Raw genomic sequence first — 23,980 nt, 5'->3', positions numbered from 1 at the left:
TGCGCGAAAAGAGGCTTCACCCTTCACCATTCGACGCAGATCTTGCCGAAATGTTCGCCGCTCAGCTGATAGGCGAAGGCCTCGGGCAACTCCCCGAAGGCAAAGCTGCGGTCGATGACGGGACGGACGCCGGTCGCTTCAAGCGCTGCGATATAATTCTGCTGATCGCGCCGACTGCCGACGATCAATCCCTGCAGGCGAATTTGCTTGCGCATCAGCTCCATCGTCGGCACCTGACCCTCGCGCCCGGTGAGCACGCCGATCAGCGCGATATGCCCGCCAACCCGTGTGGCCCTGACCGACTGTGGCAAGGTGCCCGGCCCGCCGATTTCGACGACATGGCTCACGCCTTCTCCGCCCGTCAGCCGCAAGACCTCGTTGCCCCATTCGGGCGTGGCTTTGTAGTTGATCGTGTGATCTGCCCCGAGCGCGCGTAGGCGCTCGCGTTTTTCGTCTGAGGACGAGGTGGCTACTACATTCGCACCCATCGCTTTGGCGAGTTGAAGTGCGGCGATTGACACGCCGCCGCCTCCCATGGTCAGCACGGTTTGACCCGCCTGCAGCGCGCCGTCGACGACGAGCGCGCGCCAAGCGGTAAGCCCGGCGGTGGTAATAGTCGCGGCTTCGGGATGGCTCCAGCCCTTGGGCGCCCGGGTGAAGGCCGAGACAGGGCGCACGACATGCGTCGCCGCCATGCCGTCGATCCCATCGCCTGGCGTCCCCGCGAAGTTGCCGACTGCGGTGAAGGGTCTGCCGGCGATCCAGTGCGGAAAGAAAGTCGAAACGACATGATCGCCCGGGGTAAATTCGGCAACGCCTGCGCCCACTGCCTCGACAACGCCAGCGCCATCGGCCATGAGGACACGACCATCTTCGGTAGGGATACCGCCGTTAGCGACGAGCAAGTCATGGAAATTGAGCGAGGTCGCGTGGATCGCCACGCGTACTTCACCGGGTCCGGGCTCGCCCGGGTCATCCCGCTCGACGATTTCGAGACGATCTAAACCGCCGGGGGCGCGCACGACGTAGGTCTTCATAAGACAGTGCTTTCATTAATGGTTGATCGGGCTGCAGAACCGGACCTTTCTCCGGAAATCGGCATGCGCCCCGGCTGCCGCGAGCGGACGAACAAACTGGCGACAAGCGCAGCGCAGCCAGCAGCTGCGCCCCCCCAGGGCGTCGTCATGATACCGGGGCCGGCCACGAGCAGACCGCCGATCGCCGAGAATGTTGCGATGCCGAAGTTGAACGCGGCGATGTTGAAGCCCGAAGCAGTCGCGACCGCGTCGGGCGCGACCTCTTCCGCGGCCGCGACCACGCCCGACTGAACGATGGGGCCAAGACAGAAGCAGCAGGCAGACCAGAGGAGCAGGTTGGTGAACATTGTCAGGACGTGCGGGGCCGAAAAGGGCAGCGCCGCAAGCGCCAGGACAAGACCGACCAGCGCTGCTGTCAGGCCGCGCCGCGTGCCGAGTGCATCGCTAAGCCGGCCCCCGCCAAAATTCCCGACCATCGCAGCTGCGCCGAATGCCATAAGCGCCAAGCTGACTGCGGCCGGAGACACATGGGTGACCTCCATCAGCAGCGGCGCGAGAAAGGTGAAAACCACGAATGATCCGCCGAACCCCGTCATGGCGATGAAATAGAGCGCCAGGAGGCGGGGCTTCGCCAGTACGGCGAACTGCGACTGCAATCCGGCGGGCCGAGCGTGGGGGATTTCCCGCGGCAACAAAAGTCGCAATAGCGCTGTCGCGAGGCATCCGAGCACAGCCACCGCCAGCAGCGGTGCGCGCCACCCAAGGCTCTGTCCGACGATTGTGCCGAACGGGACACCGATCACCATTGCAAGGGTGAGCCCTGCGAACATCATCGCCACCGCCTGCGCGCCGCGCTCACGATCCGCCAGGCTCATCGCAATCGGCGCGCCGACTGCGAAGAACACGCCGTGCGCCACTCCGGTCATGATCCGCCCGGCCAGCAGCACTTCATAAGTCGGCGCAGCGCCGCCAAGCAGATTACCGAGCGTGAATAGGCCCATCAGCCCAACCGCAAGCCCGCGGCGGGGAAGCCTCCCGGTAAGGGCCGTGACCGTCGGCGCACCAACGGTCACGGCCAGGGCATAGCCAGTCACAAGCAGACCGGCTTGGGGTATCGTTACCGTAAGATCGCGCGCGACATCCGGGATAAGCCCGATCATGACGAATTCCGTAGTGCCGATGGCGAAGGCCGCCACGGCAAGCGCGATCAATGCGGGCGACATCGGTGTCGCTCTTTATGAGTCGACCAGATCGGCAAAGTGCGCGACGAGGCCGGTTTGGCCCGGCGCAACATGGTCGGCCATGGTGTGGCGATCGGGGAAGTCGCCGCCGTTTTGCGACCGGAAGGGAATCGGCGTGTCGGTGAATAGCCCGGCGAGACGCACACGCCATGCTGCCTTGATCGCCTCCACTTCTTCCGCCGTGGAAATTTGACCCGCGCCATAGACCGCGTGCGTCGGCAGCACGTCCATGCCGGGGTAGAACAGCGCGCCATGAGTCAGCGGGAACAACAGTTGCTCGATCGGCCCGTTGATACCCCGCGGGCCATAATCGACCACTGGGCCGCCTGCCTGCACGTTGACCAACGCTCGCTTGCCCTTGAGGATGCCCTCGCCAAAGCGGAACTCGTTGGAGCCATTCTGATAGCCGTAGGCAAAACCGAAGGCATAGACCCGCTCTATCCAGCCCTTCAGGATCGCGGGCACGCCGTACCACCACAGCGGGAATTGTAGGACCACAGCATCGGCCTCGAGCAGCTTCTGCTGCTCGGCGATCACGTCTGGCGTCTGACGCCCGCTTGCGTAAGCATGGCCCGATTCCATGATGAACGACAGCCGTTCGGGGTTGTCGCGCGTCGGAAAGTCATCGGCGTCGTACACCGCCTTCCACTTCATGCCGTAGAGGTCGGAATGGACCACGGTGTGCCCCGCCGCCGACAGCGTCTCAGCGGTCACGTCGACCAACTGCCGTGTCAGCGAGGTGGGTTCAGGGTGCGCGTAAACGACGAGAATATTTCTTCTCACGAAATGATCTCCGTAGTTGTTGGGAGCTTTGTCCGCTTGATTGATGTTGCCGATCGGCATCAATTTCTCGCCAGGGCTTGCGCGCTGGTGACACGGACATCTTCGAGAAATTTGCGTGCCTGCGCGGGCGCGCTGGGCTCGGTGGTGCCGACATCGATTTCGACACTTACGCTGTCGATGGCGCGGCGAGGCTCCTCGATCACAAGCAGAATGCTTGTCGTTGCAGCGATTCGCGCCAAACCGCGCGCTAGGCTATTCGGGTATGGGATGCTGACTAAGATCACTCGATGCCTCCGGATCGGGATTGGAAGCCCGACGAGCATCAACATGGGCATCTGACAGAGATTTGTGAAATCGATTATCTTAACCCATGGTATCCAAATGACGCATATCTAGTCGCTGATCGCGACGTTTGCGGCACTTGCACGGGGTGTGCATTGGCCCGTCGCCGAGGCGCGGCTCAACACGCTCCAGTTTGGCGGTCATCTACCAATCGTGAGAACAGCGCCGATCGCTTTCGTCGCAAGCGGTCCGACGCGAACACAGACACCTTCCGGTCAAGCGGCCCAAGCCGTTGACGTGTCGCGCCACGACCATCATATATGAAATCGATTAAACGGCGACCAGGAATAGACGGCGTGGATGACAGTCGCATCGACCTCAATCTCTTGGCGACACTCGAAGTGCTGCTTACCGAACAAAACGTCACGAAAGCGGCAACTAAACTGCATCTCAGTCAGCCGGCTGTAAGCGCGCAACTGGCACGGCTTCGGGATTTGTTTGACGACCCGCTTCTGCTCCCGACGCGTCGAGGCATGATCCCGACCGCCAAGGCACTCGAACTTGCGCCGCAACTGAGAGACGCGCTGGATCACGTGCGCAACGCGCTGCATTCTCATCAGGACTTTGATCCAGGCAAGGCAGAACTGACCGTATCGATCGGCTGTTCTGACTACATCCAGGCAGCAGTGGTGATGCCGTTCGTCTTGGCTCTCCGGCAGACGGCGCCGGGAGTACGGGTGGCGGTACGGCATCTGGTACCCGAGCTGATCGAGCAGCAATTGGGGAATAAAGAAGTCGATCTCGTTATCGCTACTCCCGAACGGTCGGCCGCGCACTTGCGGACGTACCACCTATTCGATGAAAGTTATGTCCTCGTAGGAAGGCACAGTCATCCTCGGCTGAAATCGGGCATGACAATAAACGAATATGTCGAATTGGAACACGTCGTGGTCTCACCGCAAGGCGGCGGCTTCGAAACGCCAGTGGACAGCGCTTTGGCGACACTTGGCTATCGACGCAACGTCGTCGTATCAGCGGCCTCCTTTTTGTTCCTGCCGGAGATCGTCTCAGACAGCGATTTGGTTGCTCTCGTGCCCAGGCGGCTATTTCTTAGACAATCAGAAAAGTTCACGATGGTTGACCTGCCCTGGCTAGGTGAGCAATTCAATGTCAGCCTGATTTGGCACGAGAGATGTCATGGGCATGCAGGCCACCGCTGGGTCCGAAACCTGATTGGAAATCTGGTCGGGGAAAATGATAAACGCAGGTCCGTGGCAGCCCAGCCGGCGCGGTCGGCTTAAGATGCCGTCATTCATGTCGCACTTCGACTTCGCCTGCCGTCGGAAATCCCTGGGCGACCATGCCTTGGTATCTGTTCCATTGATATCAGTCTCTTAGAGCCTGAATCAGAAAGCGGTCTGATTGATTTTCCGCAGAACTTTGCGGATATGGGCGATCATCAACCACGCGTGGGATGACGAGATTGTTGCCTCGACATCCTTCGTGAGGCGGCGGTAGCGCCCGAGCCATGCAAAGCTGCGCTCCACGATCCAGCGTTTCGGCAGGACGACGAAGCCTTCGGCCCGATCGCTGCGCTTGACGATCTCGATCGTCCATCGGCCGAGGTCAGCCAGCGCACCACGCAACTGAACCGCTCCGGGATTGGCGGAGACCGGTTTGGGCAAATTACGCGGCGATAGGGACACGGTCTATAGCGGCGTAGAATTGTTGTTCGGCCTCGGCCGGCGTGATGTTGCCGATGGGCTCGAGGATGCGGCGGTTGTTGAACCAGTCCACCCCTTCCAGCGTCGCATATTCGACGGCATCGAACGATCGCCACGGGCCGCGCGGATGCCGTCGCCTTCGGCCGCGCCTTTATCGCCAACCTGGACCTTCCCGAGCGCCTTCGGCTCTCTCTGCCGCTCAACCGCTATGACCGGTCGACCTTCTACGGCGGCGATCAGCGCGGCTACACGGATTACCCCTTCCGCGCAGACGCAGCCTGATCCGCATTCCTCTCAGGAATAACGCCTATTCGGGAAAGCCGCCTACGCAGCCCCACCGGGGCGCATCATTCTCGTCACATCAAGACGCCAATCAGGGAGCGCCATCATCACCCTTCAAGAGAAGCTCGACGCCTTCAAGGGCGACTTCGAAGCGGGCAAGCCGCCGTATAACGTGCCCTATTCGGTGATCGAGACCATGCATCGGGCGACGGCGGAATTGATCGCCTCGGGCGCTGCCGGCCGCGCGCTCAAGGCCGGTGACAAGATGCCCGCGTTCACGTTGAACGACCCGGACGGCAAACCGGTCTCCTCGCGCGATCTGCTCGCCCATGGCCCCCTGGTCGTGAGCTTCTATCGCGGTGTCTGGTGCCCCTATTGCAACATGGAATTGCAGGCGCTTCAGGAGGCGCTCCCGGCTTTCGAAAAGCTCGGCGCGAGCCTGATTGCCATTTCACCGCAAACCTCGGTGAACAGCCGAAAGTCGGTCCGCCAGAACGAACTTTCCTTTCCGATCCTCTCGGACGAGCACAACGACGTTGCCGCCGCCTTTGGTCTGCGCTTTGCCATGCCTGACTATCTTGTCGACCTCTACAAGGACCTCAAGAACGATCTGCCGTCCTTCAATGGCGATGACAGCTGGACCCTGCCGATGCCGGGCCGCTTCGTCATCGGTCAGGACGGCGTCATCCTCTACGCCGAGGTGAACCCGGACTACACACGCCGTCCTGAACCCGCGGGCATGCTGCCCGCGCTTCGTCACGCGGCGCGTGCCACGGCCTGAGGAAACGCGGGCTCCGATCTTCAACGCGCCCGGAGCCCCGGACGGAGTGCAAATTGATGTCTCGTACGTTCCTCGTCACCGGCGCCAGCAAGGGCATAGGCTTGGCGCTCTCCCATCGCCTGGTTAAAGCTGGGCACCACGTCATCGGCATCGCCCGCCACCGGACCGACGACTTTCCGGGCGAGCTTGTGCCCATCGACCTCGGGGACGGTGCCGCGACCAATGCGGTGCTGACCGATCTCAGCGGCCGTTTCGAGGTCGATGGTGTGGTCAACAATGTCGGCCTCGTTCGCCCGCAATTGCTGGGAGCGGTCGATCTCCCGACGCTCGATGAGGTGATGCGGGTCAATCTTCATCCCGCCGTACAAAGCGCCCAGGTGTTTCTGCCCGGCATGAAAGCGCGCGGCTGGGGACGTATCGTCAATATCACCAGCTTGACCGTGCTCGGAAGCATCCAGCGTACCGCATATGCGGCCGCCAAGGCAGCCCTGACCAGCTTTACCCGAGGCTGGGCGCTGGAGCTTGCCGAGACGGGGATTACCGTCAATGCCGTCGCACCGGGACCGACCGAGACGGAACTCTTCCGCGCCAATAATCCGCCGGGCTCCGACGGAGAGCGCCGCTATCTTACGGCGGTGCCGATGCGGCGCTTCGGCAAGCCCGACGAGATCGCCGCGGCGATCGCATTTCTTCTGTCCGAAGATGCGGGCTTCGTCACGGGACAGGCGCTGCATGTCGATGGCGGCGCATCTATCGGCAAATCTGCCTTCTGACCTTTGGCCAGCAGAAACACCGCGGCTAGCGCGTCGGCGCTCGTCGACGGATCAAGGCGACCGGCCGTGCTGGCGCGCCCTCATCTCTCAGCCTTCCTCGAACGGAGGCTCACCATGATCAACGGATTCACGCTTCTCGACGCGACGACAGCCCCCACTGAGTCGGCCCAAATCCTCAATGAGGTCCAGGCGGCGTGGGGCTTCGTGCCCAATCTGCACCGCGTGCTCGCGGAAAGTCCCGCCGCCCTGGAAGCTTATGCCACTCTGTGGGGTATCGCGGAGAAGACGAGCTTCACCGCTCAAGAACGGAATATCGCCTATCTCTCGATCATTTACGAAAACGAGTGCACCTACTGCATGGCGGGGCACACCAATCTTTCTAAGATGGCAAAGGTGAACCCGGCCGATATCGAAGCGATCCGGGCAGGCCGCGCCATCGCCGATAGCAAGCTGGAGGCCCTGCGGCAGTTTGCTGCCAAAATCACCCGCCAGCGCGGTGTCGTCAGTGAGACGGACGTGGCCGCCTTCAAGGCCGCGGGCTACACCAACCAGTCCGTGCTCGATGTGCTGGTCCTGGCGGCCACCAAGCTCATCTCCAACTACACCAACCACCTGGCGGCCACTCCCAACGACGACTTCATGAAGGGCGCCGAATGGACCGCGCCGGGCAAGCTTCACGCCATCGCATAGCCGCACAATGCCCGCCTTCCATGGCAGTGGGAGGCGGAAGCTTAAGCGCGTCAGGTCCGTGCCCTTTTTGATGGGGCCATCGGCAGGCGACGACGCTGTAGTGCGGTGCGAATCATCTCAGAGCCCCAACCCCCGATTGCGACCGAAGCCCCAGTCGACGCCGCCGTCATCGCGCCAGGCGCGGCTCGTGGCGATCGTTCGATACCGTCGAATATGCGACGCTGGAATGGGTGGTTCAACAACCGCCGCATCCTCGAGCCCATCGGCAACATCACGCCGGCCGAGGCCGAACAACAGTTCTACGCCGCTATAGACCGTGTCCCTATGGCAGCCTAATTTGTGCAAACCGGTCTCCGCCAATCCCGGAGCGGTTCACGCCTCCTGTTCAACGGATTGCAAGAGATCGTCGTGAAACTTCCCAAATTAACCGCAGTTCTGGCCTGCGCGTTCATGATAAGCGAGCCGGCCATGGCCGACTCGCCCGACGTTTTGCCTTTGCAAGAAGTGCCAGGTGTGGGGTTGGCGTTAGATGTCACCGTCGATGGCCATCTTGGGCGTTTTCTCTTTGACACCGGCTGGGGCGTCAGCGCCGTCACACCGACGGTTGCAGCCATTATCGGCTGCAAGCCCTGGGGACGTGTCACAGGGTTTCGGGCGATCGGAGAGCGGCTGGACAGCCAACGTTGTAACGCCGCCACGTTCCGGGCTGGCGGCTTTCAGGCCAAGGCGCCGGAAGTCATTGTCGTCGATCTCATGAAGTTCTTACCCCCGGGCACGCAGCCCCTGAGTGGCGGCATCGGCTTGGACCTCTTTGCCGGGCACACCGTGACGATCCAGTCGCACCTTCACCGCCTCGTGCTGGAAACCAGCGCTAGCCGAGAGGCTCGCATCAAGACCGCTCAGGGGATCACCGTACGGCCCGTACGCGACGCACAAGGCGCCGCCCTTACCGTGGACGTGGCCGTGCCGACAGCCGATGGCCCCGCCTGGATGGAGCTGGACACCGGCAACAATGGTCCGACCCTGATCGCCGCCCACGTCGCGGATCTCGTGGGCGTGAAGGCGGGGGAGGACAAGCCTCAGCCCCTCACCATGCCACTTCGTCCCGGTGTGACGGTGCGGGATGCGGCGATCGTTCGCGACCTTATCTTGGACGGCGATATCGGACGCGGCTTTCTGGACCACTGGGATCTGACGCTTGATCTGGCGCAGGGGAAGGGTTGGCTGGCGCCGGCTCAGCAGTAGCCAGCGCCGGGCCCCGGCCCACTATCGTCGGTCGGAGCGCTTCGCACAGCCCGAGCCGGCGTGGTCGACCACAGCCCTGACACGCATGGCCTGTGCGCGCCGGATCGCCTGTAGCGAAAGACCGCTCGCGAGCAGTTCGTCGATGAGATCGATATGCAGCGAAGCCAGCAGCGCGTGGGCGACATAGAGCGAGTCGTCCGCCGTCGTTGGGCTCGTGGCATCTTCGATAAGCGTTTGCGCGATCTTGTGCATCCAGCGGTAGTGAGGTGATTGCAGAAGACCTGCGCCGACCTCGCGGGCACGGATCAGATGCCGGTTGTCCAGCTTGAACATCAGAATCGCATCCAGGAACGCCACAAGCCGCTCCTCTGGCGTCGTGGCGGCTTCGAACGGCGGCGCACCCCGCTCGACCTCCTCGCGTAAGGCCGCGATCTTGGACGCCCAAAGCGCATCGAGAAGCCCGTCACGGCTGCCAAAGGCGCGAAAGAGCGTCCCCTTGCCAACCCCGGCAGCGGCCGCGATGGCGTCCATCGTCACGTTCCCCGGAACATCGCTTGCGGCGAACAGCCTGTCGGCGGCCGCCAGCATCGCGACAGGGGAAAGCGGGCGACGCCCACGCCGCACGGCTTGCGTTTCGGACTGATAGTCCGATATAGAAGAGGCTGTTGGACCCATGGTCCGAATTATAGCGAGGTTGCCTCATGACCCCAACATCTTGTTTGCCGGACTGGTTCGAACAGGCGCTCGAAGGGCTTCGCGCGGGAGATATCGGGCGATGGATGACGATTTACGCACCCGAGGCAGTTCACGAATTTTCATTTGCACCCGAGGGCGCCCCGCGTGAGCTTGTCGGGCGTGACGCCATCGCGGGCTATATGAGCCGGTTGCCATCGCTCATCCGCTTCGGCGCGCTCAGCGATGTGCGGGCGCTGGTAGCGGATGATGAACTGATCGTCGAAGCCACGGGACATCACCGGCGCGTTGCCGACGACACGGTCAGGGAAATCTCCTACGTCTGGTTCATCAAGACCCGGGACGGCAAGGTCGTACATTTCCGGGATTATATGAATCCACGTCAGCTATCGTCCATCGTAGCCGAATGAAGGCGGCGTTCGGGACGGCAGTCTCTTCTTGGGCACCCACCCTCGTCGTTCATCCCCTGCGGTGTAGCGGAGCGACAAACGGAGGACTGGGATGGTTCGCCATGCTGAACTTTTCGCTACTCGCTGCCGCAACAGTCTTACTTGCCGTATCCACTCCGGCCCTTGCGCAGCCCGAGCCGGCGTGGTCGACCTCCGCCGCCGGTGAACAAGTTGTGGATCTGCCATCAGGCGATGGAGTCACCCAGCGTGTGCTGCTCGATGCGCCGCTTCGTCCGCGCGCCACGCTGGTCATGCTCCCGGGGGGAACGGGCGACGTTGGCGTAGGGCGCGACGGCGATCCGCGGCACGACAACAATTTCGTCGTCCGCACGCGGGCGGCTTGGGTGGCGAAGGGCTATGCCGTGGTGATCCCAGACACCATCGATCAGGCGAACCTGCGCGGCGTGCGCAGTTCTCCCGCATACGGCCGCCTGGTGGATGACGTAGCTGACTATGCTCGGGATCGGTTTCAGGCGCCGGTGTTCCTGGTCGGCACCAGCCAAGGAACGATCGCGGCGATGAACGCCGCCGCCCGGGCTGGGCCTGGGCTGATTGCAGGCGTGGTGCTGACCGAGTCGGTGAGTGTTCCCGGGCGTCGCAGCACGGAGACCGTCTTCGATGCCAGGCCGCAGGACGTGCGGGTCCCCGCCCTGATCGTCGCCAACCGCGACGATGCTTGCGACGTGGCGCCTCCCGCAATGGCAGAGCGCATCGTCGCGGCCATGATCCACTCTCCGAGTGTGCAGTTGTTACCGGTCAGCGGCGGCGCCCAGCGGTCGCAAAGCGCGTGCGGCTCGCTATCGCCGCACGGCTACTATGACATCGAACAGCCGGTGATCGACCGCGTCGCCGGGTGGCTGCGGGTTCACGGCGGCTGACTGCGGCGAACGCGTCCGATCTCCAGAAAGGTCGGGCCAGCGGCAATTTTGAAGACTCGCCTCAGCTTGCCGCCAATTGGCTGTAAACCGTCGGCGACAATCCTGTGACGCGGCTGAACGCGGTGCTGAACGCGCTGACCGATCCAAACCCGCGATCTCGGCCACTTCCATCATTGGCCGCTTGCTCGACACGAGAGCGGCCTTGGCCAGCAACATACGCCAGGCCGACAGATACCCGATCGGCGAGACACGCCGATCGGTCAGATCGAGGCAACCGACGCCGGACGATGGACGGCCCTCGCCCGACTGTTGGTTCCCTCCGGAGGTCTACTTGCAGGCAATCTGCAGGCTGGCGAGACGCTTGTCGTCAACGGCGGAACCGGGGGCTTCGGCGGCGCAGGAATCGCGATGGCATTGGCGATGAGCGCGGGGCGGGTCGCGGTCACTGGCCGCAGTCAGGAGACATTGGAAAACTTTGCCAGGAAATCCAGGACCAAATCGATCGGCTCGCCGGCCGCGTCGCAGATCGACCTTCGGTCGTGCGCTTCATCGCCGGTGAACCGAACTGTCCGAATGCGGCGTCCGTATCGCCTTGCCGAATTCGGACTGGATGAGGCCAACGAGGCGGTGGCCTATGCCGCAGCCCACGCCGGGCCGCGTCAGTTGACCGTGCTGCGGCGCCAATCGCAATAAACAGATAAACTTGCAAGTTAGTCTGTCTTATAATATGCATGGGGTATGACGGATGAAACTGACCGATCATTAGAAATCGTCGCCAAGGATTTCACGACCGCTATCAGCCGGGTGCTGCGACGGCTTCGCACCGAGGCGAACCCGACCGAGCTGGCTCTTTCGCAGATGGGTGTGCTGTCGCGCCTCGAGCAGGGCGGTCCGATGAACACGGCAGACCTGGCGCGCGCAGAACTGATGAAGCCGCAGTCTATGGGCGTCATCTTAGGAAGCCTCGAGCAGGAGGGACTGGTCAAGCGGCAGCCCCATCCGACCGACCGCCGTCAGGTACTTTTCGCGCTAACCGAGGCTGGCGCAGCGGTGAGGACGAAGCATCGCGCCATGAAGCGGGACTGGTTGGTGCGCGCTCTCGCTAAACTCGATCCGGCTCAACGGGAAGCGCTCGTCGCTGCGATCCCCGTCATCCGGCAGGTCGGCGAGTCCTGACCTCATGCGCTCGGAGCCCCAGGTCAGCCTGCGGCAACAATCAAACATCGAATCCGTGGAGGCCATCATGGCTGCGACTCAGCTCGACCCCAGAACCGCCCTGATCGTTGTCGATCTCCAGAAGATCGTCGCCTCGATGCCCAGCGCCCATCCCTTCGCTGAGGTGTTGAAGAACGCCAGCCGTTTGGCTGACGCCTTCCGTCAACGTGATCTTCCCGTAATCCTGGTCAATGTCGTCGGGATGGCGCCGGGTCGGACGGAGCAGAGCCGTTCGGGCGGCGGCCTTCCGCCGGACTGGTCCGAATTGCTGCCGGACCTGAATCAGCAGCCGCAGGATCATCTTGTGTCGAAGAAAACTTGGGGGGCATTCACCAACACCGGGCTTGAGGATTACCTGAAGTCCGCCGGCGTCACCCACGTCGTGGTCTGCGGCGTCGCGACGAGTGTCGGCGTCGAATCGACCGCACGCCAGGCCCACGAACTCGGTTTCAATGTCACCCTCGCCGTCGACGCCATGACCGACCTCGGCGCGGAGGCGCATGCCAACAGCGTTGAGCGGATTTTTCCAAAGCTCGGCGAGACCGCCACAACCCAAGACATTATCGACCTCCTATCGACACGGGGCGCCTGACATGTCCTGGCTCCCACTTCTTGCTTATTTCTTCGGGGGCTTCTTCCTGGCGAATGCGGTGCCGCATGTCGTGAGCGGTATGATGGGACGGCCATTCCAGAGCCCATTCGCAATGCCGCCAGGACAAGGCCTGTCCTCTTCGACCACCAATGTGCTTTGGGGCTTCTTCAATATCGTCGTCGGCTACCTGCTGGTCTGCCGCGTCGGGGATTTCCAGTTGAGGAATACGACAGACATGGTCGCCCTGGGCGCCGGCGCATTCCTGATCTCCCTGTTCTCGGCGCGGCACTTCGGCCGGTTCAACGGCGGCCATGCAACAGAACGATTCTGAAACGGCTGATAGAGCGGGCGATCGGCTCGATCCCTCGGTCTGGAAAATTGCGGGCGTCGCGTTGTTCGGGGCTTTGCTCGCACAGTTGGATGCGACGATCGTCAACGTCTCCCTGTCGAGCCTTGCGACGGAGCTGAACAGCAGCCTGTCGACGATACAGTGGGTCACCAGCGGCTATTTGTTGGCGCTCACCCTGGTTCTGCCGTTGAACGGATGGCTGGTCGACCGCATCGGTGCCAAGGCGCTTTATCTGTGGTGCTTCTCGGCATTCACACTCTTCTCGGCACTATGCGGCCTTGCCTGGTCGGCGCCCTCGCTGATCGGATTCCGGGTCTTGCAAGGCATCAGCGGCGGCCTCCTGGCGCCCATGACCCAGATGATGATCGCGCGGGCCGCAGGCAAGCACATGGCCCGCGTAGCGGGCTATATGGCGCTGCCGGTCCTGCTGGCGCCGGTCCTCGGTCCCATCATCGCCGGCGCCATCCTGCAATATGCGTCATGGCGCTGGCTGTTTCTGGTCAATCTGCCGGTCGGGGCGGTCGCCCTTGTGTTGGTGATCCTGCTCCTGCCCAGCGACCGGCATGAGACGACGCGACGGACGTTGGACTGGTTCGGTCTCACGCTGCTCTCGCCCGGCTTGGTTCTGTTCCTGTACGGCTCCGAGCGTCTCGACGACATGGTGGGGCGCGTCATTCTGGCAGGCGGAATCGCGATGATGGTCGGCTTCTTGTGGACGGCGCGACGAAAGGGCGACGATGCGCTGATCGACCTGCGCCTGTTCGAAGGCAAGGTCTTCTCCACGGCGGCCATCACGCAATTCCTCTCAAACGGCGGCATGTTCGCCGGCCAGATGCTCATCCCGGCGTTCCTCATCCAGGCATGTGGCCGAACGCCGGGCGAAATGGGTTGGATGCTGGCGCCGCTGGGCATCGGCATGATGCTCGCCAATCCCTTCATGGGCGCGCTGACGGATAGGTTCGGCATTCGGCGCGTGTCCGCAGGGGGCGCTCTCCTGACACTCGTCGCCACATTGCCCATGCTTTACCTCGCCACCCGAGGGCTGAATCTGCTGGTGCTCATACCCGCTCTGCTTTTGAGGGGAATGGGTATGAGCGGGGTGGGCCTGCCATCGCTGACGGCAGCCTATGCTTCGGTCAGCCGACAGAAAATACCGATGGCGACGACCTCGCTGAACATCGTTCAACGTCTCGGCGGCCCTACAATGACGACCGTTTGCGCAACCTTCCTGGCCTGGAAGCTGCGACCGCACGCCGCCGATCACGCCGTTTCGAGCGCATATGCCTGGACGTTTCTGATTCTCTGCGGCCTCCACGCATTCACCTTTCTTGGCGCAATCCAGTTGCCACGCCGGCTAAGCGACGTCGAAACACGAGAATGATAGGTGGATGTCGCGCGGAGATCTGCGTGCCTTGCGGCACAAGCAGGATGCGGCCGTTCCTGCCGCACGGATGAGTTCCGGGAGCTTCGCTGGGCGATCGTCGCATCCGAACACCGGAGCCTTCGGCGAGCGGCCCGCGGCCGAGGCCGGGCACCCGTTCAATCAGGCGGCGTCCGTCGCGTATGTCTCCGGCGTCAGCCGAGATGATGGTGGCGTTAACCAGGGCTTCGGGCACAATAAGGGAGCTCGCCTATAAATAAAAAATTGCTGACAGAATCGAACAATTCGTGGTTCCGGCTAAGGCGAATAATTCCAAAAAGTGATTTGAAAACGGGTAGAAACCATTGAACTGCATCGGCTCAACTCGAGACACTCGCGGCAGCATCGTAAGCACCTCTCGCTTGCTCCATGGCCGGCCAGTTCTCCTTGATCCAACTCGTAAAGACTTCGATCGGATGCAGCATGCTCTTCCCCATGGAAGTCAGTTGATACTCAACGCGGGGCGGCACTTCTGGAAAATAATGTCTTGATACGATTCCGTTTCGTTCCAGCATCCTCAGAGTTAAAGTCAGCATTCTCTGAGAAATTCCCCGCACCCCATGTTTTATCTCCGAAAACCTTGCGCGATTGTCCGGAGCTTGAGCGAGCATCGATAACACAAGAATCGTCCATTTATCGCCAAGGTGAGTGAGCACATCATGCGGTGCGCACGAAGCGACCGGCTCCACATCTGCCTGCGACTGTCCATTTGCCGTCGGTGGCATCGGTTCTCTCCTTGTAACCGAAGCACAAAAACGTGCCGTCTTGTGGAAACCCCATAGCAGTATACCTTCGTAACTATCAAGAGTTATGAAAGGGAACCCAAATGCAGCAAATTGGCGTTATTGGCGCTGGCCCTGTTGGACAAGGCCTGGCCAAGCGGCTTGTCGCGCTCGGATACGTTGTCCGGATTGCAAATTCGAGAGGTCCGGCGAGCCTTCGGGATGTCGCCAAAAGCACAGGCGCCGAGCCCATCGACATTACGGACATATCCGCGGGTGCCGCGGTCCTTGTTCTTGCCATCCCGTTCGGTCGTGTTCCCGATCTGCCAAAATCGGTCGTCAGCTCGCTTCCTGGCGACGCGATCATTGTCGATGCCGGCAATTATTACCCGCGACGTGATGGGGCGATCCCGGAAATCGACCAGGGCCTTCCGGAGTCTCAATGGATCTCCCGAAAGCTCGGCGTACCGGTGGTCAAAGCGTTCAACAGCATCATGGCATCCCGGCTGGCCGATCAATGTAGGCCCGCAGGAGACGGCGCCGCATCGCACTACCGGTCGCTGGCGATGATTTGGCGAGCCGCAGAGCCATCATGGCTCTTGTGGAGGCATTTGGGTTCGACGCGTTCGACGCCGGCTCCCTCGCAGAATCGTGGCGCCAACAGCCAGGACAGCCAGCCTACTGCACCGATGCGACAAGGACAGAACTGCGCATGTTGCTCGCGCGCGCCGATCGGGAAATGGCCAAGCGCAACCGCGATAAAGCAACGGAAATTCTCTCGAAGCTGCCGGAGGATTACCCGGCGGACCAACTCGTCCGGGCGTCGAGAATTTTGGCGGGACTGGACAAGCTGCGGCCGGCAAGCTGGTTTGCCATCTTGCGCCTGGCGGCGACGATCGCTCTTCGGAAGCAACGGCGGCGTGACGCGGTGAAAGACAGAGTCGCCTCACCATCATGATAGGTGGTCTGTGTTAAGGAGTAATGATTTCACCTTGTGCAGCGGTTTGCCAACACAATTTTGCGGCAAAAGATGAGCGGTTACGGCGGGAAATTCCGCCGGATCGGAAAGTCCGCCCCGCGGCTAAACTTGCACGCGAGGGGCACTGTGCCCCTCGCGCCGACTTGATGGACCTTCAACGGTCCAGGATCAAAGCTCAGCCACGGATGAATGCGAGCAGGTCGGGATTGACGCGGTCGGCATTCACGGTCAGCAGGCCATGCGAAAGCCCCGCATAGACCTTGAGGGTGCTGGACTTTATCAGCTTGACCTGCAACTCGACCGCGTTCCTGTAGGGCACGACCTGATCGTCATCGCCCTGGATGCAGAACGTCGGCACTGTGATCGCTTTCAAATCCTCGGTCTGGTCGGTCTCCGAGAACGCCTTGATACCGTCGTAGTGGGCCTTGGCGCTCCCCATCATTCCCTGGCGCCACCAGTTCCGAATGACGCCCTGCGAGATTTTCGCGCCCGGACGGTTGAAGCCGTAGAACGGCCCCGAAGCCACATCGAGGAAGAACTGCGCCCGGTTGGCGGCCAAGGCCGCGCGGAAGCCGTCGAAGACGTCGATCGGCGTGCCGCCGGGATTGTGGTCCGTCTTGACCATCAACGGCGGAACCGCGCTGACCAGGACCGCCTTGGCTACCCGGCCTTGCGGTTGACCATACCGGGCGACATAGCGCGCGACCTCGCCGCCTCCGGTCGAATGACCGACATGGATGGCATTCTTCAAGTCCAGGGACTCGGCGACCGCGGAGGCGTCGGCCGCATAATGGTCCATGTCATGACCGTCGCCGACCTGGCTCGAACGTCCGTGGCCGCGGCGATCATGAGCGATGACGCGGTAGCCCTGGCCGAGGAAGAACAGCATCTGCGCGTCCCAATCGTCGGCGCTGAGCGGCCAGCCGTGGTGGAACATGATCGGCTGGGCGTCCTTCGGTCCCCAATCTTTGTAGAAGATGTTCACGCCATCCTTGGTCGTCACGAATGTCATGGTCGGCTCTCCTTGCGGGTGATGAATGTTATGCGGGGTGCGACCGGCTAAAGGCAAGCACCTCGTTTCACGGGCCATCATCGCCCGTCACAATGCTCTTCAAGGCCCCCTGCAACGTGGCAACCTGTTTCGTGCCGTTCAGTTGCACGAATTGTCGTTGAGCTTCCTGCCAAAGGGGCGCCGCTTCGTCGTGAAGGCGGCGGCCCGCCTCGGTGAGTTCGACCAGGCGGCTTCGGCCGTCCGTGGCAGAGGGCCTGATACAGACCAAGCCGTCCCGTTCCAGAAACCCGACCATTTTGCCCATCGCCGTCCGTTCGATGTCCAACCGTTCGGCAAGAGCGTTAACCGCCGCGCTCCCTACCTCGTTCAGGGCCGCCAAGGTGAGGAATTGCGTGATGCGCAGGCCCGTCGGCTCAAGGTGGGCATCGTAGAAGCGGGAGACCTGCCGGTTCGCCTTCCTGATGGCGAAGCAATTGCATTGATCGATTCCGAGAGGCTGGCTGACCGGCAGCATCGCTTTGCCCTTTCAATTTTCTACGAAAGCCCGGCCGGCGGGGTGATATAGCCGGGCGCCTCCGCCGCAAGGGTGCTCTTCAGCAACATGGTCCCCTTGTCGGCCATGATCTCGTTCTTGCCGGCGGCGAGAGCGTCATAGGTCTGGCGCACGACGTCATCCGGGCTGGCCTTTGGCACGTCGATCCCGTTGGTCAGGTCGGTGTCCACGAACCCGACATGCAGCCCGAGAACCTGGATGCGGCGCTCATGCAGGTAAAAGCGAAGCTGGTTCGTATAGTTCCAGGCTGCCGCCTTCGACGCCGCATAGGGTGCCAGAATGGGCCGCGGAAGCCAGACAATGTCGGAAAGCACGTTGATGATGGCGGCCTGCGGTTTGTTCGACAATATCGGCTCAAAGGCCTGCGTGACGCGCACCACGCCATAATAGTTGGTCTCGAACATGCGGGCGGACTGCGCTTCGACATCGGCGGCCAGCGGCCCGTCGATCAGGGCGGCGATGCCGGCGTTGTTGACCAGCAGCGTGGTATCCGCCGCCAGTTCCGCAGCCGCGGCGATCGACGCCTTGTCGGTGACATCGATCCTGACCGGAATGAGGCCAGGCTCGTCGAAACCGCTCGTCTTGCGCATGCCCGCATAAACCCTTGCCGCCCCGCGACGACGCGCCTCACGTGCAAAGGCCAGACCCAAACCACGATTTGCGCCAGTGATGAAGACGGTGGCGTTGGTGACGTCCATGACAAACTCCATTTTGAGAATCGCAGCCGGCGGGAACCAATTCGCGCCGGGCCGGCGGGTGTCAATTCAAAGGAACATGCCTTCCGGCAACTGCTTCGAGAGCGCATCCCGCAGATGAGAGGCCAGAGACAGCACAGCGCCCAGCGGGCTCATCCGCACGCTCACGCGCGGCACAGAGCCATCGGCGTTGTGGTCGACGACGACGCTCGCGCTCAGGCTTTCGCCGCTCGTCAGGACGGCGTCATATTCGATGAAAAGCCGCGAGCCGGCGGTCTGAACGAACGTCGGTGTCTGCGAGGCGTAGAAGGTTCCGACGGCGTTGACCGCGAGCCGGACATCTTCCCGCCCGATCACCGAGCCGCGCAACACCGAGCTGACGAGTTCGGCGTCAGGCGTCAGATCATCCAGAAACGGATGACGCTCATCTTGGGTGTATGACATTTTGAAACCTCGACCTGTCCGGGATCGCGCTCAGGCGAATGCGGCGCGATTCCGCGCGATGAACTGCTGGACCGAGAGCGGCGGCGTCCCGGTAATCGTCTCGACGGCATCGTTGACGCCCGAGAAGATCCCGTCGCGATAATTTTGCGCGACCTCGACAAGGTGCTGCACGAGGAACGGCGGAAATCCGTAGAGATTTTCCATCTTGTCCTTGAACGCCTCGATCGAAGTCGGCGCGTACTCGATCTTGGCGTCGAGCACCTCGCTCATGGCGGCGGCGATTTCGGTATGGTTCATCTCGACCGGACCATGGAGGGTATAGATCTTGCCTTCATGGCCCGCCGGCCTGGCCAGGAGGTGGGCGATCACTCGTCCCTGGTCGTCAGTGCTGATCGGGGCGTGGCGGCCATTCTCGAAGGGGAATTCGATCTTTTTCTTCGCCCAGATTTCCTTGGCGAAATGCGGGTACACCAGCCAGTCGGCAAAGAAGGTCGGGCGAATGTGGGTTGTCGCCACGCCAGACCAGTCGAACACCCGTTCGGACACCCAATGGTCCTGCGCGGCATGGCTCGCCGACTCCCGGCGCGCCGAAATTTGCGACATGTTGACGATCGAGGCGACGCCCGCTTCCTTCGCGGCTTGCGCGAAATAGGCGGCGGCTCCGATGATTCCGGGCGCAATCGGATAAAGAAAATAGGCCGATTTGACGCCTTCCATCGCAGCCCGGATCCGGTCGATGTCGGTGAAATCCCCGACCGCGATATCGACGCCGCGCGCCCTCAGGGCAGCCGCCCGCTCATCATCGGCGCGCACATAGGCACGGACGCGCTTACCCATCTTCAACAGTTCGTCTATGGCGACGCCGCCGGTCCGGCCCGTCGCGCCGCTTACGAGAAAGTCAGCTTCGCTCATGGTTCTACTCCGCGCGAACATAAGAGCATATGCTCCAATACGGAGCATATAGGAGCATATGCTCTTATAGTCAAGCCATTCCCCGCTTCGCTCGGTCGCCGGATGCGCCGCCCGCATCGGTCAGGGCGCAGGAACGGATTGCTGCCGCGCATAGCGCGCCGGCGGCAGTCCGACATGGCGGGTGAAGGCGACGCTGAAAGCACTCGCGGAGCCGTAGCCGACACGTTGCGCGATCTCGGCGATACCAACCTCGCTCCGCCGGAGCATGTTTTTGGCCAGAGCCATGCGCCAGTTCAGCAAGTAGGTCATCGGTGCCAGGCCGACGGCCCGATTGAAACGTTCGAAGAAGGCCGAACGGGAAAGCGCAGCCTCCTTCGCCAATTGTGCGACGGTCCACGTCTTGGTCGGGCTTTCGTGCATCCGGCGTAGCTCGTCAAGGGCTTCATGGCTGGATTCAGCGAACCAGGACCGATCACGCATCCGCAGGATGTCGCCAAAGCCGTATGGCGCGCGGTGACCGATCCCTCAAGTCCCGTGCGGATCCCCGCAGGGGCTGACGCGGTGGCCTGGGCCGGGGCGAGCTGACCAGAAGCTCGCACGTCGCCGCCCCCAAATCGAACGAGGCCGAGCTTCGGCACGCCGATCAGAGACATGCTCCGCGAGGTGCCCGGCAACGCCGCCGCACGCTCACCGGCGAGCGTCATCGACCTGCCCTTGAAAGCTGACTGCGCCGCGTCGATCGCCTTCTTTGTCTCGGTCGCCCCGGCCCAGGCGATGGTGCCGCGTCCGTTTGATGGGCGGAGCCCGAAGAACGCTTCAGCGAACTGACCATTGATCCGTCCCACCAACCTCGTTGATGAAGGCGAGCAGGAGCGCGCCGAGCCGAGCCGGCTGTTCCTGTTGGATCCAGTGACCGGCACCGTCAATCAACGCGATGCCACCCATCCTCGTCGCCGCCCTCGTCCTCATAAGATCGAGCGCGCCCGGCGCCGCATAGGTGCCCCAATCGCTCTTCCCGCCGATGAAGAGCGACGGGACATCGATCGCCTTGCCCGAAAACAGGCGCAACTCAGCGTTTAGGTCAGGGTCGGAAAAGACGCGATAAGCCTGCAGGGCGCCCTGAAACCCGGTGCGGCCATACTCCTCCGTGTACACCCCAAGTTCCGGCTCAGTGAGCCATTTGCAGGCCTGGACCTCGGCGGCGGACGGTTCGAATGGAGCCACCGTCTCAGGCATCGTCTTGCCGAGATCCATCACGTAATAAGTAGGCATCTGTGCAAGGTCTGCGGCGGTTCCTCCCTTCAACCGATAGGGCTTGTTTCCTGGCCAGTCAGCGCTCTTGACGTAGAAAAATGCGCGAAGAAATCTGCGTAAACCCTGAGGCGGGTGCCACATGTCATCATTCGCCCGCCGCCCGCTGAGATATTGCTGATAATACGCTCTCGGCGGGTCCAGCGCCGCCAGCGCCGTCGCCAAATTTTGAAATTGATTGTTCGGTTGGACCGACGCTGCCTCGCTTTCCGCAGTGTTGAACGGAAACGCCGGCGGACCGGGGAACGGTGCGCTCATCAGCACCACCGAGGGAAAGACGTCAGGTCGGGCCAGCGCACAATAGGCCGCCACGGGCGAGCCGAAATCGTGCCCGACAAGCATCGCCGTCCGTCGAAACCCCAACGCCGAAACCAGTCCGAGGGCATCACGCGTCATATTCAAGAGGCTGAAGGGCCCAAGAGGGGCATCATAGCCGTTCACCCAACCGGTGGTGCGGCCAAAACCCCGCTGGTCGGGTGCCACGACATGGTAGCCGGCATCGGCCAGGATCGGAATCAGATGCCGCCAGCCGTAAGCCAGATCCGGAAAGCCATGCAGAAGCAGTGCGAGCGGCCTGCCTGAGCTTTCGTAACCGGCCTCGAGAATATGGACATCGAGGCCATTGACCCCACGGATCATGCGCGAGCGGACCCCCGTGGGAAGCGTTCCCCCGCCATATGTCGGTGTCGTCAAATCAGTTCCTCCCATGGGTTTGCGTGGCCCGGTCGCAGTGAAGCCGCAACCAAGGCGGCCGCCCCCATCGCCAAGACGGCGCCGAACTTTTTATATGGTGATCGACATAGTATGGCGATCACCATAGCGGAGTCAAGCGAAGCGTGGTATATTCGCGGCATGGCACGTAAGACTGACGCACGCGCTCGCGCGATCGCCGCGGCGGAACGGCTGTTTCGCATCCAAGGCTACACTGCGACTGGATTGACCCAGATCCTTGAAGAAAGCGGTGCGCCTAAAGGATCGTTCTACTTTCACTTTCCTCGCGGAAAGACTCAGCTCGCAGAAGAAGCAATCGACCATTACATTGCATGTCGAATTGCCGTATTGCGGGACATCTCGGCGAAGACGACAGGCGATGCTCTGAATTTTGTTAATCGGATTTTCAGTACATTCGCGGCCGAAATGGTTGCCTCCGATTTCCAGTATGGATGTCTCATGCAAAATCTGGCGAACGAGCTGCCGGCGCTCGATGCCGAGTTGACCAAACGGGTAGCGCGCGGATTTGTCGATTCGACCGAGATAATTGCGGAGCATTTCAGGGGATGCGGCTTCGCTCCCGCGCGCGCATCCTCTAGCGCAGCCGCATTGGTTGCGGCCCTCGAAGGCGCGCGAACGATCGCCCGCCTGGAACGCACGCCGGCTATATTCGAGGCGCTGGCGGATGTTAGTGTCCAGAGGTGGGCTGCCCCCGAGGCGTGATCCGGGTCCAATGTCATCGCCTGGTGGACTCCGGTGGATACACAGGCACGCCCCTACGACCGTCACCGCCTGCGCACGGCATCGGCCATCGGCCCCTTCCATGGGCTGCCGGGACAACCGCCCGCTCTCCTGAGAGGGGAGGCCCGCCGCTGGCTGGCTCCGAGACGCATGGAAGGCATGGTCCGGACATCGGCCGGATTTGGTTCTCGGACGTTCAGGTCTCGATGGTTCGGAGGAAGCGAATCAGTTCTTCGTTGAACCGTTCCGCCGCCTCCATCGGCACCATGTGTGAAGCGCCTGGAATAACGACCATCTCGGCTCCCGGGTTGTCTCGGCCGACTTATGACCTCTGGGCGTATGATCGCGCTTTCGTACAGTTGCTGGAGCGCGTGCAGGCAGGGTGCAAGGAACTCGCGCACTGGTGGAAGGACCACGCCGTCCAAGCGCCCTCATCGGGAACCAAACGGCTACATCATCCAATCAACGGCCCGATCTGTTACGAATATACGACATTCCAGGCCAGCGAGGATTTTGGACTGAAATTGGCGGTTTATCTGCCGGCCACGCAAAACGCGCCGCAGCAGGATGCGCATCAGCCGCTCAGCAGAAACATGCGATTTGCCTTGCGGTGACGGCCGCCGCCCCAAGGGGCGGGGGGCCTTAGCGGGGTGCGTTGCGCACGTCAGGCGACGTGGTAGCGCGGGGCGGGCTTCGGGTTGAGGAACTTCGGGGCCAGGTCACGACGATCCTTTTCCCAACGGGTCCAGGCCTCACCTTCGTGAAGGCCCGGGATGGTCACCAGCTCGCCCGCGTCCAGGCCGGCCAGGGCGGCGTCGACCAGGTCGGAGGCTTGCATGGTGATTTCGGCGGTCTTCTGGGGCGCGTAGCCGGCGACGTCCCAGAACGCCGTGGCGGTCGCGCCGGGCAGCACCGTCTGGATGCGGACGCCCTTGTCGGCCAGGTCCTTCTGCAGCGAATGACCGAAGCTGAGCACGTAGGATTTCGAGGCGCTGTAGACCCCGTTCAGGGCCTCCACCGCGACGCCCACCACCGACGAGATGTTGATGATGGTGCCGGCGCCGCGGGCCACGAAGGCCGGGGCGGCGGCGTAGGTCAGACGAGTCAGGGCGGTGATGTTCAGGTCGATCATCGCCTCCATCTCGTCGACATCGGCCTGCAGGATCGAGGCAACCGAGCCGACGCCGGCATTGTTGACCAGCATGGTGATCTTGGGATCGTCGCGGAGCAACGCCTCGACCTTCGCCAGATCGGCGTGATTGTTCAGGTCGGCGACCAGCGGGGTGACCGTCACTCCGGTCTCGGCCTGCAGGCGCGCGGCGGCCGTCTGAAGCCGCTGCTCATTACGGGCGACCAGAATCAGGTCATAGCCGCGCTTGGCGAGGCGATCGGCGTAGATCGCGCCGATGCCGGTCGACGCGCCGGTGATCACGGCGACGCCTTTGGTGGATGGACTGCTCATCGTG

Annotated in this window: 30 protein-coding genes and 5 pseudogenes; 19 read left to right on the top strand and 16 right to left on the bottom strand. The window is 62.2% G+C overall.

Translation table 11 applies throughout. The features are described from left to right. Positions 1-23: 23 nt before the first annotated feature. From AAC691_RS18385 to AAC691_RS18370, 4 genes are read right to left on the bottom strand one after another with little or no spacing between them, the layout of a single operon-like run. Positions 24-1,037, bottom strand: coding sequence for an NAD(P)-dependent alcohol dehydrogenase (locus AAC691_RS18385; RefSeq protein WP_342628003.1), 1,014 nt, complete (start codon positions 1,035-1,037; stop codon positions 24-26). Further along, positions 1,034-2,260, bottom strand: coding sequence for an MFS transporter (locus tag AAC691_RS18380; RefSeq protein WP_342628002.1), 1,227 nt, complete (start codon positions 2,258-2,260; stop codon positions 1,034-1,036). The genes AAC691_RS18385 and AAC691_RS18380 overlap by 4 nt, the downstream gene beginning before the upstream one ends. A gap of 12 nt (positions 2,261-2,272) precedes the next feature. Then, positions 2,273-3,121, bottom strand: coding sequence for an NAD(P)H-dependent oxidoreductase (locus AAC691_RS18375; protein ID WP_342628001.1), 849 nt, complete (start codon positions 3,119-3,121; stop codon positions 2,273-2,275). Then, a complete protein-coding gene (locus AAC691_RS18370; protein WP_176638447.1) occupies positions 3,121-3,264 on the bottom strand; it encodes a hypothetical protein in 144 nt (47 codons plus the stop codon). Before AAC691_RS18370 ends, AAC691_RS18375 begins: the two co-directional genes overlap by 1 nt. A 435-nt stretch (positions 3,265-3,699) precedes the next feature. Between AAC691_RS18370 and AAC691_RS18365 the strand changes: the two genes are divergently transcribed. Continuing rightward, a complete protein-coding gene (locus AAC691_RS18365; RefSeq protein WP_342628000.1) occupies positions 3,700-4,644 on the top strand; it encodes a LysR family transcriptional regulator in 945 nt (314 codons plus the stop codon). A gap of 105 nt (positions 4,645-4,749) precedes the next feature. Here AAC691_RS18365 and AAC691_RS18360 read toward each other — a convergent pair. Both AAC691_RS18360 and AAC691_RS18355 read right to left on the bottom strand, forming a co-directional pair. Next, positions 4,750-4,992 (bottom strand): annotated as a pseudogene (locus tag AAC691_RS18360) (transposase); the annotation flags it as partial. 37 nt (positions 4,993-5,029) lie between these two features. Next, positions 5,030-5,197: pseudogene (locus tag AAC691_RS18355) on the bottom strand (IS3 family transposase); the annotation flags it as partial. Here AAC691_RS18355 and AAC691_RS18350 point away from each other — a divergent pair. The 6 genes and pseudogenes from AAC691_RS18350 to AAC691_RS18325 all read left to right on the top strand — a co-directional run. Further along, positions 5,176-5,349 (top strand): annotated as a pseudogene (locus AAC691_RS18350) (alkene reductase); the annotation flags it as partial. The pseudogenes AAC691_RS18355 and AAC691_RS18350 overlap by 22 nt on opposite strands. 184 nt (positions 5,350-5,533) lie before the next feature. Next, positions 5,534-6,130, top strand: a complete 597-nt coding sequence (locus AAC691_RS18345) for a peroxiredoxin-like family protein (protein ID WP_342627999.1) — start codon at positions 5,534-5,536, stop codon at positions 6,128-6,130. A 56-nt stretch (positions 6,131-6,186) separates the two neighbouring features. After that, on the top strand, positions 6,187-6,903 hold the full coding sequence (locus AAC691_RS18340; RefSeq protein ID WP_342627998.1) for an SDR family oxidoreductase: 717 nt from the start codon (positions 6,187-6,189) through the stop codon (positions 6,901-6,903). 114 nt (positions 6,904-7,017) lie between these two features. After that, a complete protein-coding gene (locus AAC691_RS18335; RefSeq protein WP_176638451.1) occupies positions 7,018-7,593 on the top strand; it encodes a carboxymuconolactone decarboxylase family protein in 576 nt (191 codons plus the stop codon). A 176-nt stretch (positions 7,594-7,769) separates the two neighbouring features. Then, positions 7,770-7,929 (top strand): annotated as a pseudogene (locus AAC691_RS18330) (IS3 family transposase); the annotation flags it as partial. A gap of 72 nt (positions 7,930-8,001) precedes the next feature. After that, a complete protein-coding gene (locus AAC691_RS18325) occupies positions 8,002-8,838 on the top strand; it encodes an aspartyl protease family protein (protein WP_342627997.1) in 837 nt (278 codons plus the stop codon). A 21-nt stretch (positions 8,839-8,859) separates the two neighbouring features. Here the strand turns inward: AAC691_RS18325 and AAC691_RS18320 are convergent, their stop codons facing one another. Continuing rightward, positions 8,860-9,426: a helix-turn-helix domain-containing protein gene (locus AAC691_RS18320; RefSeq protein WP_342627996.1), complete on the bottom strand. Its 567-nt coding sequence runs from the start codon at positions 9,424-9,426 to the stop codon at positions 8,860-8,862. 113 nt (positions 9,427-9,539) lie between these two features. Between AAC691_RS18320 and AAC691_RS18315 the strand changes: the two genes are divergently transcribed. The 7 genes from AAC691_RS18315 (at position 9,540) to AAC691_RS18285 (ending at position 14,395) form a co-directional block, all read left to right on the top strand. After that, positions 9,540-9,941, top strand: coding sequence for a nuclear transport factor 2 family protein (locus tag AAC691_RS18315; protein WP_342627995.1), 402 nt, complete (start codon positions 9,540-9,542; stop codon positions 9,939-9,941). A 101-nt stretch (positions 9,942-10,042) separates the two neighbouring features. Beyond that, positions 10,043-10,858: an alpha/beta hydrolase gene (locus AAC691_RS18310; RefSeq protein WP_342627994.1), complete on the top strand. Its 816-nt coding sequence runs from the start codon at positions 10,043-10,045 to the stop codon at positions 10,856-10,858. Between the two features lie 408 nt (positions 10,859-11,266). Continuing rightward, positions 11,267-11,551, top strand: coding sequence for a hypothetical protein (locus tag AAC691_RS18305; RefSeq protein ID WP_342627993.1), 285 nt, complete (start codon positions 11,267-11,269; stop codon positions 11,549-11,551). 45 nt (positions 11,552-11,596) lie between these two features. Beyond that, positions 11,597-12,034 carry a MarR family transcriptional regulator gene (locus AAC691_RS18300; RefSeq protein ID WP_342627992.1) on the top strand — a complete coding sequence of 146 codons (438 nt, stop codon included), beginning with the start codon at positions 11,597-11,599 and terminating at the stop codon, positions 12,032-12,034. A 67-nt stretch (positions 12,035-12,101) separates the two neighbouring features. Then, a complete protein-coding gene (locus AAC691_RS18295; RefSeq protein ID WP_342627991.1) occupies positions 12,102-12,665 on the top strand; it encodes a cysteine hydrolase in 564 nt (187 codons plus the stop codon). 1 nt (position 12,666) lies between these two features. Beyond that, complete coding sequence (locus AAC691_RS18290) at positions 12,667-12,996, top strand: hypothetical protein (protein ID WP_342627990.1); 330 nt, start codon at positions 12,667-12,669, stop codon at positions 12,994-12,996. Next, a complete protein-coding gene (locus AAC691_RS18285; protein ID WP_342627989.1) occupies positions 12,977-14,395 on the top strand; it encodes a DHA2 family efflux MFS transporter permease subunit in 1,419 nt (472 codons plus the stop codon). The genes AAC691_RS18290 and AAC691_RS18285 overlap by 20 nt, the downstream gene beginning before the upstream one ends. A gap of 359 nt (positions 14,396-14,754) precedes the next feature. Here AAC691_RS18285 and AAC691_RS18280 read toward each other — a convergent pair whose 3' ends face one another. Then, positions 14,755-15,159, bottom strand: a complete 405-nt coding sequence (locus AAC691_RS18280; RefSeq protein WP_342627988.1) for a helix-turn-helix domain-containing protein — start codon at positions 15,157-15,159, stop codon at positions 14,755-14,757. Positions 15,160-15,260: 101 nt separating this feature from the next. Between AAC691_RS18280 and AAC691_RS22380 the strand changes: the two are divergent. Then, a pseudogene (locus AAC691_RS22380) lies at positions 15,261-15,491 on the top strand (NAD(P)-binding domain-containing protein); the annotation flags it as partial. 257 nt (positions 15,492-15,748) lie between these two features. Continuing rightward, positions 15,749-16,114, top strand: coding sequence for a hypothetical protein (locus AAC691_RS18270; protein ID WP_342627986.1), 366 nt, complete (start codon positions 15,749-15,751; stop codon positions 16,112-16,114). A 196-nt stretch (positions 16,115-16,310) separates the two neighbouring features. Here AAC691_RS18270 and AAC691_RS18265 read toward each other — a convergent pair whose 3' ends face one another. The 6 genes from AAC691_RS18265 to AAC691_RS18240 form a co-directional block, all read right to left on the bottom strand. Further along, on the bottom strand, positions 16,311-17,147 hold the full coding sequence (locus tag AAC691_RS18265) for an alpha/beta hydrolase (protein ID WP_342627985.1): 837 nt from the start codon (positions 17,145-17,147) through the stop codon (positions 16,311-16,313). 67 nt (positions 17,148-17,214) lie between these two features. Then, complete coding sequence (locus tag AAC691_RS18260) at positions 17,215-17,661, bottom strand: MarR family transcriptional regulator (RefSeq protein WP_342627984.1); 447 nt, start codon at positions 17,659-17,661, stop codon at positions 17,215-17,217. Between the two features lie 20 nt (positions 17,662-17,681). Then, entirely contained in the window at positions 17,682-18,398 is a 717-nt protein-coding gene (locus tag AAC691_RS18255; RefSeq protein WP_342627983.1) for an SDR family oxidoreductase, read from the bottom strand. Positions 18,399-18,464: 66 nt separating this feature from the next. Next, positions 18,465-18,839: a hypothetical protein gene (locus tag AAC691_RS18250; RefSeq protein WP_342627982.1), complete on the bottom strand. Its 375-nt coding sequence runs from the start codon at positions 18,837-18,839 to the stop codon at positions 18,465-18,467. Between the two features lie 30 nt (positions 18,840-18,869). Further along, the gene (locus AAC691_RS18245) at positions 18,870-19,868 is read right to left on the bottom strand and encodes an NmrA family NAD(P)-binding protein (protein ID WP_342627981.1); all 999 of its coding nucleotides are present in this window, start codon (positions 19,866-19,868) and stop codon (positions 18,870-18,872) included. Positions 19,869-19,871: 3 nt separating this feature from the next. Continuing rightward, a complete protein-coding gene (locus tag AAC691_RS18240) occupies positions 19,872-20,231 on the bottom strand; it encodes a helix-turn-helix transcriptional regulator (RefSeq protein ID WP_342627980.1) in 360 nt (119 codons plus the stop codon). Positions 20,232-20,402: 171 nt separating this feature from the next. On the opposite strand from AAC691_RS18240, the gene AAC691_RS18235 reads away from it, so the two are divergent. Next, positions 20,403-20,579: a hypothetical protein gene (locus tag AAC691_RS18235; protein ID WP_342627979.1), complete on the top strand. Its 177-nt coding sequence runs from the start codon at positions 20,403-20,405 to the stop codon at positions 20,577-20,579. On the opposite strand, the gene AAC691_RS18230 is transcribed toward AAC691_RS18235, so the two are convergent. Next, complete coding sequence (locus AAC691_RS18230; protein WP_342627978.1) at positions 20,568-21,701, bottom strand: alpha/beta hydrolase; 1,134 nt, start codon at positions 21,699-21,701, stop codon at positions 20,568-20,570. The genes AAC691_RS18235 and AAC691_RS18230 overlap by 12 nt on opposite strands. Before the next feature lie 165 nt (positions 21,702-21,866). Between AAC691_RS18230 and AAC691_RS18225 the strand changes: the two genes are divergently transcribed. Beyond that, positions 21,867-22,496: a TetR/AcrR family transcriptional regulator gene (locus AAC691_RS18225; RefSeq protein ID WP_342627977.1), complete on the top strand. Its 630-nt coding sequence runs from the start codon at positions 21,867-21,869 to the stop codon at positions 22,494-22,496. A 254-nt stretch (positions 22,497-22,750) separates the two neighbouring features. Continuing rightward, positions 22,751-23,128, top strand: coding sequence for a hypothetical protein (locus AAC691_RS18220; protein WP_342627976.1), 378 nt, complete (start codon positions 22,751-22,753; stop codon positions 23,126-23,128). Between the two features lie 50 nt (positions 23,129-23,178). On the opposite strand, the gene AAC691_RS18215 is transcribed toward AAC691_RS18220, so the two are convergent. Further along, the gene (locus AAC691_RS18215) at positions 23,179-23,976 is read right to left on the bottom strand and encodes an SDR family oxidoreductase (RefSeq protein WP_342627975.1); all 798 of its coding nucleotides are present in this window, start codon (positions 23,974-23,976) and stop codon (positions 23,179-23,181) included. Between the last annotated feature and the right edge of the window lie 4 nt (positions 23,977-23,980).

Source organism: Nguyenibacter vanlangensis, from assembly GCF_038719015.1.
Taxonomy (GTDB): Bacteria; Pseudomonadota; Alphaproteobacteria; order Acetobacterales; family Acetobacteraceae; genus Gluconacetobacter; species Gluconacetobacter vanlangensis.
This window is presented reverse-complemented; position numbering and strand designations above follow the sequence as displayed.

What these genes read in the sequence shown, in the direction of transcription:
- AAC691_RS18385 (WP_342628003.1), bottom strand. Translation starts at nt 1,037, where the DNA reads ATGAAGACCTACGTCGTGCGCGCCCCCGGCGGTTTAGATCGTCTCGAA.
- AAC691_RS18255 (WP_342627983.1), bottom strand. Translation starts at nt 18,398, where the DNA reads ATGGACGTCACCAACGCCACCGTCTTCATCACTGGCGCAAATCGTGGT.
- AAC691_RS18310 (WP_342627994.1), top strand. Translation starts at nt 10,043, where the DNA reads ATGCTGAACTTTTCGCTACTCGCTGCCGCAACAGTCTTACTTGCCGTA.
- AAC691_RS18315 (WP_342627995.1), top strand. Translation starts at nt 9,540, where the DNA reads ATGACCCCAACATCTTGTTTGCCGGACTGGTTCGAACAGGCGCTCGAA.
- AAC691_RS18375 (WP_342628001.1), bottom strand. Translation starts at nt 3,121, where the DNA reads ATGCCGATCGGCAACATCAATCAAGCGGACAAAGCTCCCAACAACTAC.
- AAC691_RS18250 (WP_342627982.1), bottom strand. Translation starts at nt 18,839, where the DNA reads ATGTCATACACCCAAGATGAGCGTCATCCGTTTCTGGATGATCTGACG.
- AAC691_RS18215 (WP_342627975.1), bottom strand. Translation starts at nt 23,976, where the DNA reads ATGAGCAGTCCATCCACCAAAGGCGTCGCCGTGATCACCGGCGCGTCG.
- AAC691_RS18230 (WP_342627978.1), bottom strand. Translation starts at nt 21,701, where the DNA reads ATGATCCGTGGGGTCAATGGCCTCGATGTCCATATTCTCGAGGCCGGT.
- AAC691_RS18265 (WP_342627985.1), bottom strand. Translation starts at nt 17,147, where the DNA reads ATGACATTCGTGACGACCAAGGATGGCGTGAACATCTTCTACAAAGAT.
- AAC691_RS18290 (WP_342627990.1), top strand. Translation starts at nt 12,667, where the DNA reads ATGTCCTGGCTCCCACTTCTTGCTTATTTCTTCGGGGGCTTCTTCCTG.
- AAC691_RS18245 (WP_342627981.1), bottom strand. Translation starts at nt 19,868, where the DNA reads ATGCGGGCGGCGCATCCGGCGACCGAGCGAAGCGGGGAATGGCTTGAC.
- AAC691_RS18270 (WP_342627986.1), top strand. Translation starts at nt 15,749, where the DNA reads ATGGCTCTTGTGGAGGCATTTGGGTTCGACGCGTTCGACGCCGGCTCC.
- AAC691_RS18340 (WP_342627998.1), top strand. Translation starts at nt 6,187, where the DNA reads ATGTCTCGTACGTTCCTCGTCACCGGCGCCAGCAAGGGCATAGGCTTG.
- AAC691_RS18280 (WP_342627988.1), bottom strand. Translation starts at nt 15,159, where the DNA reads ATGCCACCGACGGCAAATGGACAGTCGCAGGCAGATGTGGAGCCGGTC.
- AAC691_RS18300 (WP_342627992.1), top strand. Translation starts at nt 11,597, where the DNA reads ATGACGGATGAAACTGACCGATCATTAGAAATCGTCGCCAAGGATTTC.
- AAC691_RS18335 (WP_176638451.1), top strand. Translation starts at nt 7,018, where the DNA reads ATGATCAACGGATTCACGCTTCTCGACGCGACGACAGCCCCCACTGAG.
- AAC691_RS18225 (WP_342627977.1), top strand. Translation starts at nt 21,867, where the DNA reads ATGGCGATCACCATAGCGGAGTCAAGCGAAGCGTGGTATATTCGCGGC.
- AAC691_RS18380 (WP_342628002.1), bottom strand. Translation starts at nt 2,260, where the DNA reads ATGTCGCCCGCATTGATCGCGCTTGCCGTGGCGGCCTTCGCCATCGGC.
- AAC691_RS18295 (WP_342627991.1), top strand. Translation starts at nt 12,102, where the DNA reads ATGGCTGCGACTCAGCTCGACCCCAGAACCGCCCTGATCGTTGTCGAT.
- AAC691_RS18285 (WP_342627989.1), top strand. Translation starts at nt 12,977, where the DNA reads ATGCAACAGAACGATTCTGAAACGGCTGATAGAGCGGGCGATCGGCTC.
- AAC691_RS18320 (WP_342627996.1), bottom strand. Translation starts at nt 9,426, where the DNA reads ATGCTGGCGGCCGCCGACAGGCTGTTCGCCGCAAGCGATGTTCCGGGG.
- AAC691_RS18305 (WP_342627993.1), top strand. Translation starts at nt 11,267, where the DNA reads ATGGCATTGGCGATGAGCGCGGGGCGGGTCGCGGTCACTGGCCGCAGT.
- AAC691_RS18260 (WP_342627984.1), bottom strand. Translation starts at nt 17,661, where the DNA reads ATGCTGCCGGTCAGCCAGCCTCTCGGAATCGATCAATGCAATTGCTTC.
- AAC691_RS18240 (WP_342627980.1), bottom strand. Translation starts at nt 20,231, where the DNA reads ATGCGTGATCGGTCCTGGTTCGCTGAATCCAGCCATGAAGCCCTTGAC.
- AAC691_RS18235 (WP_342627979.1), top strand. Translation starts at nt 20,403, where the DNA reads ATGCTCCGCGAGGTGCCCGGCAACGCCGCCGCACGCTCACCGGCGAGC.